Origin of the sequence: Undibacterium sp. KW1, assembly GCF_009937955.1 — a bacterium.
Taxonomy (GTDB): Bacteria; Pseudomonadota; Gammaproteobacteria; order Burkholderiales; family Burkholderiaceae_D; genus Undibacterium.
This window is the reverse complement of sequence record NZ_AP018439.1, coordinates 310,228-323,358: the sequence shown is the minus strand read 5'-3', so window position 1 is coordinate 323,358 and position 13,131 is coordinate 310,228. Positions and strand designations below refer to the sequence as shown.

The 13,131-nt window shown below is 51.5% G+C and carries 12 protein-coding genes and 1 pseudogene; 8 read left to right on the top strand and 5 right to left on the bottom strand.

What is annotated here, in order from left to right; genetic code table 11:
- Positions 1-906, top strand: a complete 906-nt coding sequence (locus UNDKW_RS01450) for a LysR family transcriptional regulator (RefSeq protein WP_162057299.1) — start codon at positions 1-3, stop codon at positions 904-906.
- Positions 907-1,023: 117 nt separating this feature from the next.
- Positions 1,024-2,160 (top strand): alpha-hydroxy acid oxidase, encoded by a 1,137-nt coding sequence (locus tag UNDKW_RS01445; RefSeq protein WP_162057298.1) that lies wholly within the window; start codon positions 1,024-1,026, stop codon positions 2,158-2,160.
- A 4-nt stretch (positions 2,161-2,164) separates the two neighbouring features.
- On the opposite strand, the gene UNDKW_RS01440 is transcribed toward UNDKW_RS01445, so the two are convergent.
- Positions 2,165-3,442: a carbohydrate porin gene (locus UNDKW_RS01440; RefSeq protein ID WP_162057297.1), complete on the bottom strand. Its 1,278-nt coding sequence runs from the start codon at positions 3,440-3,442 to the stop codon at positions 2,165-2,167.
- Positions 3,443-3,738: 296 nt separating this feature from the next.
- A pseudogene (locus UNDKW_RS01435) lies at positions 3,739-4,220 on the bottom strand (Hsp20 family protein).
- Between the two features lie 351 nt (positions 4,221-4,571).
- Between UNDKW_RS01435 and UNDKW_RS01430 the strand changes: the two are divergent.
- Entirely contained in the window at positions 4,572-5,123 is a 552-nt protein-coding gene (locus UNDKW_RS01430; RefSeq protein WP_162039412.1) for a thymidine kinase, read from the top strand.
- A gap of 72 nt (positions 5,124-5,195) precedes the next feature.
- On the opposite strand, the gene UNDKW_RS01425 is transcribed toward UNDKW_RS01430, so the two are convergent.
- Entirely contained in the window at positions 5,196-6,803 is a 1,608-nt protein-coding gene (locus tag UNDKW_RS01425) for a cytochrome C (protein ID WP_232063197.1), read from the bottom strand.
- Positions 6,804-7,333: 530 nt separating this feature from the next.
- On the opposite strand from UNDKW_RS01425, the gene UNDKW_RS01420 reads away from it, so the two are divergent.
- The 5 genes from UNDKW_RS01420 to UNDKW_RS01400 all read left to right on the top strand — a co-directional run bounded on the left by UNDKW_RS01420 (position 7,334) and on the right by UNDKW_RS01400 (position 11,938).
- The gene (locus UNDKW_RS01420; protein WP_162057296.1) at positions 7,334-8,836 is read left to right on the top strand and encodes an ATP-binding protein; all 1,503 of its coding nucleotides are present in this window, start codon (positions 7,334-7,336) and stop codon (positions 8,834-8,836) included.
- A gap of 8 nt (positions 8,837-8,844) precedes the next feature.
- Complete coding sequence (locus UNDKW_RS01415; protein ID WP_162057295.1) at positions 8,845-9,546, top strand: response regulator; 702 nt, start codon at positions 8,845-8,847, stop codon at positions 9,544-9,546.
- Positions 9,547-9,649: 103 nt separating this feature from the next.
- A complete protein-coding gene (locus UNDKW_RS01410; RefSeq protein WP_162057294.1) occupies positions 9,650-11,071 on the top strand; it encodes an ABC transporter substrate-binding protein in 1,422 nt (473 codons plus the stop codon).
- 61 nt (positions 11,072-11,132) lie between these two features.
- Positions 11,133-11,531: a MerR family transcriptional regulator gene (locus UNDKW_RS01405; protein ID WP_232063196.1), complete on the top strand. Its 399-nt coding sequence runs from the start codon at positions 11,133-11,135 to the stop codon at positions 11,529-11,531.
- Positions 11,532-11,533: 2 nt separating this feature from the next.
- Positions 11,534-11,938 carry a carboxymuconolactone decarboxylase family protein gene (locus UNDKW_RS01400; RefSeq protein WP_162057293.1) on the top strand — a complete coding sequence of 135 codons (405 nt, stop codon included), beginning with the start codon at positions 11,534-11,536 and terminating at the stop codon, positions 11,936-11,938.
- Here the strand turns inward: UNDKW_RS01400 and UNDKW_RS01395 are convergent.
- Together UNDKW_RS01395 and UNDKW_RS01390 are read right to left on the bottom strand one after the other, a co-directional pair.
- On the bottom strand, positions 11,935-12,393 hold the full coding sequence (locus UNDKW_RS01395) for an Lrp/AsnC family transcriptional regulator (protein ID WP_162057292.1): 459 nt from the start codon (positions 12,391-12,393) through the stop codon (positions 11,935-11,937). The genes UNDKW_RS01400 and UNDKW_RS01395 overlap by 4 nt on opposite strands.
- 92 nt (positions 12,394-12,485) lie before the next feature.
- Positions 12,486-13,061 carry a DUF3455 domain-containing protein gene (locus UNDKW_RS01390; RefSeq protein WP_162057291.1) on the bottom strand — a complete coding sequence of 192 codons (576 nt, stop codon included), beginning with the start codon at positions 13,059-13,061 and terminating at the stop codon, positions 12,486-12,488.
- Positions 13,062-13,131: the final 70 nt, after the last annotated feature.

Below are 13,131 nucleotides of genomic sequence, written 5' to 3'. Positions count from 1 at the left end.
ATGCTGGAACCCAAAGACATAGACCTGAACCTGCTGGTGATCTTCCAGGAAGTCTATCAAGACCGTCAGATATCTTCTGTCGCCCGCAAGCTGGGCCTGTCGCAGCCAGCAGTCAGCAATGCCCTGGCACGGCTGCGGCGCAGCTTTGATGATGAATTATTTGTGCGTACGGCAACAGGTATGCAGCCCACAGCGCTGGCAGAGCAACTGGCCGAGCCTGTGGCGCTGGCACTGACCCACATCACCCAGGCACTGAACCGGCAAGAGAGTTTTGACCCTGCCAGCAGCAAGCGCCATTTCACAATTGCCATGACCGATGTCGGTGAAGTGTATTTCATGCCTATCCTGGCAGAGCACCTGCATAGCCTGGCACCACAATTACAGTTATCCACCGTGCGCGCCAGTGATATCGATTTGAAGACTGAAATGGAGTCTGGCAGGGTTGATCTGGCGATAGGCGCTTTTGATCATTTGTCCGATGCCTGGTATCAGCGCCGTTTGTTCAGGCAAAACTATGTCTGCATGTTCCGGCAAAGCCATCCGCTGGCGGCAGACAGGCTGGAGATGAAGGATTTTCTGTCGGCGCGACACTTGATTGTTGCATCGAGGGAAAATCCTTATGCCAAAGTCAACCAGAGTCTGGAAAAAGCCGGTATCAGCGCCGTCAGCCATCTGCGCGTGCCGCATTTCGTTGCAGTTCCCTACATAATCAGTTGCAATGATTTATTGGTAACCGTGCCACAGAAACTGGCGGAGCGCGCAGCCGCACCGTTTGGCTTGCGCTATGTCAAATCCCCCTTGCGCTTGCCTGCCTTGCAAACCAATATGTTCTGGCACAGGCGCTACAATCAGGATGCAGGCAATCAGTGGATGCGCAGCCTTATTTCCGATCAATTTCTTGAGTGAAGCTGTGTGACAAGGGCAATGCTGAAAATCCTTCATGTAAACTCTGAAAGCTTTTCTGCCACGCAATGTAGCTTATCCCCTACACTTGTAGAAATAATTAATCAGCCGGAGTAAACCATGCCCGTCATTACCTGTGTAGAAGATCTGCGCCTGCTCGCCAAAAAGCGCGTCCCAAAAGCTTTTTATGATTATGCAGACAGCGGTTCTTACACAGAATCGACATACAAGGCCAATACCAGCGATCTGGCAGCCATCAGATTGAGGCAACGGGTTGCCATCAATGTAGAACACCGTACTACCCGCACTACCATGATAGGCCAGGAAGTAGCCATGCCCGTAGCAATCGCACCGACCGGACTGACAGGCATGCAATGGGCCAATGGTGAAATGCTGGGAGCAATAGCGGCAGAAAAATTCGGCATACCCTTCACACTATCGACCATGAGTATCTGCTCAATAGAAGACGTGGCCAGCGTCACCAGCAAGCCTTTCTGGTTCCAGCTGTATGTCATGCGTGACCGTGGCTTTGTCAAAGAACTCATACAAAGGGCAAAGAATGCCAAATGCTCAGCGCTGGTGCTGACACTGGATTTGCAGATCTTGGGGCAGCGCCATAAAGATTTGAAAAACGGCATGTCGGTTCCACCCAAGCTGACATTGGCAAACGTCATCGACCTCGCCACCAAACCAGCCTGGGCCTTGCGTGCCCTGACTGGCCGCAAGACTTTTGGCAACCTGGTTGGACACGTCAAAGGTGGCGATGGCATAGTCACGCTGAGTCAATGGACGGCCAGCCAGTTCGACCCCACGCTGAGCTGGGATGACGTCGCCTGGATCAAGAAAGAATGGGGTGGCAAACTGATACTCAAAGGCATACTTGATGTCGAAGATGCCAGACTGGCGGTAGCCGCCGGTGCAGATGCCATCGTCGTCAGCAACCACGGTGGCCGCCAGCTTGATGGCGCGATGTCATCGATACAGGCATTGCCAGCAATCGTCGATGCGGTGGGTCATCAAACCGAAGTCTGGTTTGACGGTGGCATACGCACAGGACAAGACATACTCAAGGCCACTGCCCTGGGTGCCAAGGGCAGCATGATAGGTCGCGCCTTTTTGTATAGCCTGGGTGCGATGGGTGAGGCAGGTGTCACGACCATGCTGGAAATCCTGCAAAAAGAACTGGATGTCAGCATGGCCTTGACTGGGACCAAAGATATCCGCGAAGTGAATGCATCGAATATCATCCTGCCATGAAAGCTCAAAATGCGATTTCTGTCCTCAGGCTGAATACCCAGACATTTTTCAGCCTGGCATCCATATTTGGATTGAAGACACATTGCACAACAGGTTGCAGTATCAACCAGGGCCGCACTTGCATTTTGTAAGTCGCCTCCAGTATGGATTCAAAATTGTCAGCCTTGTTGAGCTTGCGGTATTTTTCACTGGCGCGAGCATAGGTCATGCCCAGCGCCAGTTGATCTTCACCCCTGCCCTCGAAAGGGCCGACGTAGTTGAGACCGAGATTCACTGACCAGTCAGACTGGTTGATGTCTTTTTGCGCCGTACCAAAACGGAAAAAGCCTTGCAAACCCTGGCCGGGATGTCCGGCTTTGGGCAGCAGGGTGCGCTCGGTCAAAACATACCAGCCAAAATTTTTGCGCTGCACAGCTTTGCCGTTGGCATCAAGACTGCTGAGATCAGCATAACCAGCGCTGTAACGCCACACGCCTACGGCAGTTTTGTTGAGGGCTTTTTCATCGCCACCCGGTTTTTCGCCATAATGTCCAGCCTCGGCCATGAGCAGGATGCCATCGCCTTTCTCAAATTTGATGTGGCTGCCACGCGGATTGGCCGGGTCACCCGGCACGCCATCGAGTAAAGCAATTTGCAGATAGCTGTTTTTATCCGCTGACTTGTAGCGCAGGCGCGTGCCAAAGGATGCCATGGGGTAGATAGGTGGACCATTCTTGCCAGTCTGCCCGAAAGAAATATTCATGCCCATGGCAGGTTGTAAAAAGACGCCAGTGCTTTCAGTTACATAGAATTCGGAATCAACCGCATACAGGCCGACCAGCACAGCCAGCCTGTCGTCCAGCATGCTTTTTTCCAGCCACAGCTCAGAAAACTGGGCAGTATTGGTTTTGACTTCGATATTATCGACACCGATCAAACTGCCGATTTTCTGTATATTCGGTTTGCCACCCAGTTCGCTATGGTATTGGGTATAGGCGGTCCAGCCGTCCCACCCCATCAGCTTGTTCAGATCAAGGCGTATCCTGGCATCGGTATACGATAGCCATTTAGTGCCGGTGGCAATGCCACCACTCTGATTGTGCACGATGTCGCTACGATGCGTGAAATCCAGACTGATACCCTGGTCCAGCCAGGCCTGGCGCCGACCATTCCAGTCGCCGGTGAGGGTAGTCAGATTCAAGTCGGTGCCATCTTCCGCTGCATGAGCGGGTATATGAAAGGCACAGTTCAGACATAGCAGCAGTCCCATCGAGAAAATGCCAGACTTCAGGGTCTTTCTCATAGGCAGCTCTATAAAATTTATTCAGGCATCAGGGTGCCATCACCAAGCCGGATGTCACGATCAGTTCATAAAAGTATGGTCTTTTATTGCTGATCAAATTACGCTAAGTCCCTGATTTTGGGCACCATTCTACCCAAAATTTACTGGCTTGCCTGTAAAAATTTTGCAAACTTTCGCTGAGACTTTTTAAAAAGTTGCAGATAGTAAAAAAGCATGGGCAAGCCCATGCTTTTTTACTTCATTTTTGGAGACTGGCCCATGTGTACGCTTGGACCAAATTTATTGCTTGATATTGCTTAGGCAACCTGACGTTGCAATTGGTTTTGCACCTGAGCCTGCTGTTCTACCAGTTGCAGATTCTCGGCATCGATCAGGATGCGGCGTGGTTTGTGTGCTTCTGGAATTTCGCGCACCAGTTCGATATTCAGCAAGCCATTGTCGAGGCGGGCACTAACAACCTTGACATGATCAGCGAGGCGGAAACGGTGTTCAAAATCACGTGAGGCAATACCACGGTGCAGGAAGTTGCGTGTGCCTTCTGCCTTTTGACGGCGGCCTACAATTTTCAGGGTATCGCGCTCGGTTTCTATATCGAGTTCACTGCGATCGAACCCGGCAACAGCCATGGTGATTGCATATTTATCTTCTGCAATCAACTCAATATTATAGGGGGATAGCTGGGTGCATTTTCTGTACGTTGTGCGTCATCAAACAATTGTGCGAGACGGTCAAAACCGATAGCGGAACGGTACAGAGGGGCGAAGTCAAAATTACGCATGATAATATCCTTATAAATTGAAGCGATATAAATTAAATGTTTAGAAACTCTTTTAAAAAAACAGTGCTTTTACTTCCTTGGCAGACCTCGCATTTGAGCATCTGCTGAGTAGAAAATGGTACTGGTACAAGGAGTTTCAAGAGCTTTTTATAAAAAATTTTTCTTCTAGGACTTACGCAAAATTGTCCCAGCAAGGCGTAGCGACAAAGACAGTACTTTAGTACGGCTAGGAGCTGCAACGCAGCTGGGGCGGTTTTGCGGAAGTCCCATCTTCAATAAAATTGACAATAAATCGACTGTCTTCATCAACAAGATTGACAACAGTCCACCAGGAACCAACAGGAAACAGGCATGGCCAAGCTCTACTTCAGATACTCAGCAATGAACGCCGGAAAATCCACCGCACTTTTGCAGGTGGCACACAATTATGAAGAGCAGGGACAAAAAGTCCTTCTCTATACTGCGGCCATAGACAACCGTTACGGTGCGGGTAAAGTCACTTCACGTCTGGGTCCACAAAGACAGGCAGAAGTTTTTGATAGCCACTTTGATTTCCTGGCAGAAACACCCAAGGTCAGTTGCGTGCTTGTGGATGAAGCGCAATTTCTGTCTGCTGATCAGGTACGCCAGTTACATCAACTGGCACAGGTGCGCGGTGTGCCAGTGATTTGCTATGGTCTGCGCAGCGATTTTCTCGGTGAGCCATTTACCGGCTCGGCATATTTGTTGGCGCTCGCAGACGATATAGAAGAATTAAAAAACATCTGCGCTTGCGGCAAGAAGGCCACGATGAATATCCGCGTTGATGAAAATGGCAGACGCATGAAATCCGGCGAGCAAATTGATATCGGTGGGAACGAGCGTTATCAACATGTATGCGGCCGCTGTTTTTACGCTGGCTAACAATAATACGCAGCCCCTGAAACAAAAGAGCAGGCCCTTGAGCCTGCTCTTTTCACAAAATCCAAACCAGTTTTACAATACTTTCAAAAACTCCGCCAGATCAATAATTTCCTGCGGCGTAAATCCTATATTGAAACGCTTGTCATAGAATTTCACGACATCCGTAATCTCCACCATGCCACCATTATGGAAGTAAGGTGAACGCGCTTCTATGGCGCGCAGGCTGGGTACCTTGAAGCGGCCTATATCTTTCCATTTTCCGGTATTCATGGCGCTGCCGGGGTCCGTGGTTTGCACCAACTCACCGGTCAGTTTATTCCTCAGCGTATATAAGGGCATATCTGGTGTGCGCAGGCTGGCATCTGATACGCCGGTGTTGAACAGGCGCGGCACAGAATGTGACCCCACATTGCCTACACTATGGCAACTGGCGCAGGTTGCGCGCTGCAAGCCAACACGCAATTCATCATTAAAGCCAGCAACCCTTGTGATGTTGAAAGGCTTGTTATTAAAAATCTGCTCGCCCCTGGCTATCGATGCCCTGGCGATATTGATCGCCGATGGTGGCTGTGGTGGCTGCTGAGGTTGAGGAGGCCTTCCCTGCGCTGGTGGGTTCGGTGGGGTGGGCCTGTCAAGACCGCGCCATGCGGCAAACATGTTCATGACATTGCGGTCGAATGGTGCTCCCGTTATATAGTCACCGCCATCAAGGTCATTGATACCAAAATAAAAATTATTCTTTGCCAGCTCTGCAGGGCCACCTTTGGCGCCAATGTCTGTCAGATTACCTGCTGCCAGACTGCTGATCTGTGCTGTGAATAACGTTTTTTCAAAATCAACGATGCTGCGCTGCTCTGCCGCTGTCAGCCCCTGTGCTGCCTGGGCATGCCCAGTGACTGCACTATTTGACTGATGCAGCAAATCGAAATCAGTGGTTGAAAAACACTGCAGTGGCCGGGTATTGCGTATGCACAGACTGGACCTGGCATCGCTGAAGGTTTCGCGGCCATCCCACATAACGGTACTCAGGAACTTCAGGTTCGTTGTGGGCATAGGGCGACGGAATAGCGATACCTCTTTGGCGCTGGCGTACCCATAAGGGTCATCTACTTTATCCAGTATAAATTCAGCATCAGCGGGTATTGGCAAACCCACTCTGATGAGCCCCTTGGACAGCAACATGTTATAAGCCTGACGCTTTTGATCTAACGTAGTCACTTTGACAGTCGGCGAGTTTGCTCCATCAATGAGGGCAAACACCGGGTCATTGCCATTGCTGGCAGTAAATCTCAGTTGCAAGTCATCAGGACGTATGCTCCAGCCCTGACTTTCCTGATGGCAGCTGGCACAACTGCGGCCATTGCCAAAGGCTTTAAAGAAAGGATTGTTTCTATCTATGCTGCCAGTCGTGGATACTGTCAGAGCAGCTCCCTCACCATTGGCAATAGGCACGAGTGAAGGCGGGTCTGCCGGAGCCGGAGCCGGTGCCGGTGCAAGGAGTGCAGCCGTGCTTACCGGCGGTGCTGCTTGCGCGCTATTAACATTATTCGTCGATCCTGCCGTACTTGCATCGCCACCACAGGCAGCCAGGCTTGCCAGCACAAGCATGGCACTACCTATCTGTACTCTTGCACGCCCACCAGCCATAACATGCAAATTCGATACTCTTTGTGATTTCATTTCTAGCCCCCTTGAAGTTTCCATTTTTCTACTCAAGAAGCCCGGCATCCTCTGCGCTAAGTTCTGAGACTGGGGACAGGATGATTTCTGAATGTGAAGAAAAAATGAAGAAAACAGTTTTTTTGAAATTCCATCTGTATAGTTTTTATAAAAATATTTTTTTGTTGCGTATCGTCTTTACTTCATGATTCCTCCATAATTGGCTGGCACCATGGCAAATCAATACTTTAGAACTCATTTCATAAATAGGATGAGTGCGAACAAGACGATTTGGGATGCAGTGCAAGGCCTTAGGTGTGTACCCTGTGCAGCTAAGGCGTCCGCCTTAGCAAGCGGCACAACGCAGCAATGCGCCCAAATCGTCAGTTCCCGGAGGGTTTGCCTCATAACGTGCGCTGGACTGCGTTGAACTCGTTGTCAATAGGCAAAGCTATTGACTGCCTCGTCCGCCTTGCCAGCCCACGTTATGAGGCAAACGCATCTCATCCTATTTATGAAATGAGTTCTATACAATCCGGGAGCCCTGAAGTATGCGTCTGACCATCGCCCGCAAGCTCGCTTTGGCCATTACGGCAATTGTGATTATCAGCATAGGCACGCTGGCCTGGGTCACCAGTCAAAACCTCAAAAGTGGTTTCATCGCCTACCTCAGCGACCTGGAAAAACAAGACCTGGCCAGACTCAGCAATCTGCTGGCAGAAGATTATCGCCAGTATGGTAATTTTGACCGTTTCCAGGCCAACCGCCGCCCCATGCGTGATTTACTGGATCAGATACGCAGCCAGCCACGCCCACAAAATGAAGATGCGCCACCGCCGCCACCCAGAAGGCCGCGTGGAGACGGCGCTGAGGATCAACATGACAGACGCCCTCCTCCTCCGCCAAGAGGCCAGGACAGGCCACCACGCGATGCACCGCCAGAGCAAAGGCCACCGATAGACCCGATGGGCTTTGGACAAAGACTTTCCCTGATAGACAAGAATGGCATCGCCCTGATAGGCCCCGGCGATGCGCCCGGTGGCAGTATCGTACCCATCATGCTGGGTAATGAGCGTATAGGCACGCTCCGGCTGGCCCCTCTGCGACAAATCTCGAACGCCAGCGCAATGGATTTTGTCAGCGTACAAATACGTCATACCTTATGGCTGGCGCTGACACTGATACTGGTATCGCTGGCATTTTCCCTGTGGCTGGCCAGGCATTTATTGCGCCCATTAAAATCCCTGCATCAGGTTACGGCAAAAATTTCCAAGGGGCAGCTTGATGCCAGGGCAGAAATGATCAGCCAGGATGAACTCGGCGACCTCGCCCGTGACATCAACAGCATGGCGCAAAACCTGGAAAGAAACGAGGCGCAAAGAAGCAAAATGCTGGCTGATATCTCGCATGAATTGCGTACCCCGCTGACTGTCATACAGGGCGAAGTGGAAGCACTGATGGACGGCGTACGGCACATCACGCCCGCCGCGCTGGAGTCCCTGCATGCTGAAGTACGCCACATCAACAAGCTCGTCGATGATTTACGCCAACTGACCCTGGCCGATGCCGGTGAGCTGCATTACCAGTTCCAGCCCATGGACTTGCGCCCGATGCTGGCAGACCTGTTGCAACGCTTTGGCCTGCGCATGCAGCAGGCTGGCCTGCACCTCGACAGCCAGTTGGGCGACATGCCAGCATGGATCAATGCCGATGGTGGCCGCCTGACCCAGGTACTCAGCAACCTGCTGGAAAACAGCATACGCTACACCGATAGCGGCGGGGTCATCCTGTGCACCTTGACACGTAATGGCGCCTTGCTTGAACTCAGTATCGAAGACAGTGCGCCTGGTGTGCCGGATGCCAGCCATGCGCTGTTATTTGACCGCCTGTACCGGGCCGACAGTGCACGCAACCGCGCCAATGGTGGCAGCGGCCTGGGCCTGGCGATTTGCAAGGTCATCGTTGATGCACATGGTGGACGTATCAGTGCATCTGCTTCACAATTGGGTGGCGTGAAAATTCTCATGCAATTGCCTTTTATCAAGACACCATAAATCATCACATGGACAATAGCGCCCACATATTCATTGTTGAAGATGACTTGAAAATTGCGGCCCTGCTAAAAGACTATTTGCTCGCGGCAGGCTACCAGGTCAGTCATGAAGCGAATGGCAGGCTAGCACTGGAACAACTGCGCCTGTGCACACCCAACCTGATTTTGCTGGACCTGATGCTGCCAGAACTGGATGGCATCAGTATCTGCAATGAAGTACGCAAGTTCAGCGAAGTGCCCATCATCATGCTGACTGCCAGGGTGGAAGAGGTAGATCGTTTGCTGGGGCTGGAAACCGGGGCTGACGACTATGTGTGCAAGCCCTTCAGCCCGCGTGAGGTCGTCGCGCGTGTGAAGGTACATTTGCGCCGCAGCATGGCTGGTCTGACTGGTCTGATTAGGCAGCCAGCTTCTGAACAATCACGTTTTGCTATCGATAAAGAGCAACTGCGCATACTGGTTGATGCCCAACCTCTGAACCTGACGCCGGTAGAATATCGCTTGCTGGCAGAATTCATCAGCCATCCTGAACGGGTGTTTTCACGCCAGCAATTGCTGGACTTTGCCCATGAGGATCAGCGCGACATCAATGACAGGACGGTGGATACGCACATCAAGAACATACGCAAAAAGATACAGGGAAAACTGCCAGGCAATGAATGCCTGCACTCTGTGTATGGCGTAGGTTATCGCTTCGAATTGCCTTCTTAGTGTAAAAAAACGGGGCCAGGCGGCGTTTATACACGTCAAAAAGCCGCTTACCCGTATGATGGAAAAGCGAGAATAATGTTTTGACTGCTTCCTTCGTTAAAACATGACTCTGCATCTAGCCAGCTTAAAAGAACTCTTCCACATCGACCCGCTCAGGACGGATGCCGTATGCCACCCCTTGAGTTCACTGCTCTACCAGACCCTGTTACGCATCAACCGTTCTGGTGATCAGCCTGTCGCTGAACTGGCCAGTAGCTGGACGTATTCTGCCGACCACAGCAAATGGTCATTTGATATTGGCGCTACCTTCTTCGACGATGGCAGCCCACTACTGGCCTCACATGTGGTACACAGCTTTGCGCGCCACATCTGGCCTTGTTCCACATCCATCTTTGCCGGACTATTACGAGGACTGATCGTTGGTGCGGCAGAATGCAGCGAGGGTGAAATTCCGGCAGGCTTGTACGCAGATGATGCACAAGGCCATGTCTTTATACAATTAAGGCAGCCGTATTGCCCTTTGCTGGAAATCATTGCTCATCCGGCGATGGGGATTTGTGTGCAAACCCAGGGCAATCTCATGATGGGCTCTGGCCCCATGCGGGTGTACTCTGCCAGTGACCGTGAAATACAACTGGCACACAATCCATCGTACTCAGGTCTGCGCAAGCTGCCAGAAAAAATCAGCATACAACTCCATGACAAGTTTGATGACGTCTGTCTTGCCATACAAGATGGCAGGGCAAATGCTGCCTTGCTGGAACGCAAGCATCAGTTGCGTCTGGATGCCCTGCCAGGCATGCATACAACCAGGCTGCGTGACCGCTGGTCGGGCATGCTGATCCTGAATGCAGCAGGTATCTTCGATGAACTGGCTATGCGCAAGGATTTTCATACACTGGTACAAAAAGAGGCACAGAAAAAACTGGGGGCGCTGTATCACACAGATTTTATTCCGGCGGACGTGCTGGCCGTACCTAAGGCGCAAGCCAGCGAGCTCACGCTGGCAGAATTCCGCCTGCGCTGGTCCGGGCATTTTGCCAATACCGCAGTGCGCATACTGTATGCGGCAGGACGCGGGCCGCTGACTGTCGCACTTGATGCTGCCATCAGCGTTTTGCGAGCCTGTGGCATACATTGCGAACTGATACCGACAAAAAATGCAGAGCAGGTTTATGACTATGTTGCACGCGGCGAATTTGATGTCGTTGCACGTGGCTGGATACAGGACTTTGATGATGTCGACGAATATGTTGATGTCTATCAAAAACAGGCGCCGCAGCAACAAGCACAGGCAGCATACACACGCTTTTATGCCACGGTAGCTGAATACCGGCATATCGCTGATGCAGATGCCCGTTCAGCCGCTTATGCACAAGCCGTCAAAACCCTGGATGAAGAATATCTGTGCATCACGGTGTGCCGCGATCATCACAGAATTTTTCATGACAGCAGCCTGCATTTGCAGTCGCTGTGCCGCGATCCTTTCGACTTGCGAAGCAGGCGTGCGCTTCTACCTGCATGACCTGAGACAGTAACTGCTGTATGCTTGACTTAGAGTCCACTCTAAGTTCTAAGATCATACCGTGACCAGAAAATTATTCATTTCCATAGGCGAGATGGCTGCCCTGACCGGCTTGTCTGCGCATACCCTGCGTTTCTATGAAAAAGCCGGGGTCTTGCAAGCAGCCAAGCGGGCGGACAACGGCCATAGACGTTACAACAGTCAGGACGTCCTGTGGCTGGAGTTTGTCTTGCGCCTGAAACAAACCGGCATGCCACTGGCGGACATACGTGAGTATGCGCAGCTCAGGGCAGATGGTGAAATGAGTCTGCAACAGCGGTTGACTATGCTTGAGCTCCATCGTCAGCGCCTGGCCACCACCATGTCTGAGCTTGCAGCCAATGCCAGCGCCCTGGATGACAAGATCCGGATTTATCAAAAAATGATAGTTGATAAGGCTGGCCGGAAAAAGAAAGTCTGATCATGCATCAAAACAGCAATATATCCGTCAATGAACGCTATCAGCGCGGTTGGGAAAAGCTCAGGGAAATCGATGGCGACGCAGGAGAAAAAGTCATCGCCGCGCTGGCAGATATTGCCCCCGACTTTGCACGCTATCTGATTGAATTCCCTTTCGGGGATATTTACTCACGCCCGCAACTGGATTTGAAGTCACGCGAAATCGCCGTGGTTGCAGCATTGACGGCGCTTGGGAATGCGATACCTCAGCTCAAGGTGCATATACAGGCAGCCCTGAATGTGGGTTGCACGCGCGAAGAAGTGACAGAAGTGATCATGCAGATGGCGGTATATGCCGGTTTTCCTGCGGCGCTGAATGGCTTGTTTGCGGCGAAAGAAGTATTTGCTGCGCTGGATGCAGAATCTTAAATCGGCAGGCAGTAACTTTGCTTGACGGTATCCATGATCACGGTGGTGCGGAATTTGAGGACGTTCTCATTGACGAACAGCACGGCACGGGTGAAACGTTCATAGGCGGCCATGTCCGTGGTTTGCACGATGAGCATGAAGTCAAAATCACCTGCGAGGTAAAAGCATTGCTGTACTTCGGTCAGGGCCTGCATGTCTTGCTTGAAGCTGTCGATGACATCGCCCAGGCCTTTTTTGAAAGCGACCTCAACCATGACAGTCAGAGGGTAGCCAACCGCCTGAGGGCTGACTATCGCCACCTCTGCACGAATGACGCCTTCATCCCTGAGCTTGCGTATGCGGCGCTGCACGGCAGTGGCAGACAGGCCTATATCTGCCCCTATCAGCTCGGCTGAATGGCGGCTTTTCTTTTGCAGATAGCGCAAAATGGCAAGATCAAAACCGTCCAGTATCATCGCAATAGAGGTTCATGATGGGGAAGCCTATTATGAACCCATATGGAAATCAATTGCTTACTCTGAAGCAATTAGAAACAACAAAGTGGCAATTAATTTGCCTTGAAGAAATAATAGGTGGCTTTATAAGGTGTGCGTTTTTCTGCACCTATCTGGAAATCCGAGCAACCTGTCAAAGGTGCCTTGCCACCAACAGTGACCACGCGCTGTATGCTGGTCACTTTGGAAAAGGTGCCATTCGCCGAACTTGACTTGGCTTTCAGCAACAGCCATGGGATGGCATTGGTATCGACGCTGTCGCTCTTGGCGACTACTTCAGCGATTACTTTGCTGCCATCTGCGGCTTCCCAGGTTGGGCCTTCATAATGCTTGCCCAGTTTGGGGCTGCTAGGGTCATGGCTGGCATATAGCTCAGCTTCTGGCGCGCGGAATACCCATTCAAACTTTTTAGGGCCGGATTTATTGGCGCGGCAATCATAAATCTGCACGCCGGTAGCTGCCATCTGGAAGGCCAGTACTTCACCTGCAGGTGCTTTGAGGTTGGCTGGCACGCTAACGACCTGGGCAGCAGGTGCAACTGGGTCAGCTGTGTGTTTAACAGGCGCAGTCGAGCAGGCTGACAGGATGGCAGCAGTAGCAATACTGCCAGCGATAGCGATTTTCTTCATTTCTTATACCTTTCAATTAGAGCCGCCAAATTTTAGCAACGGTGTTTCAAAACGAATAAAACACTTACTG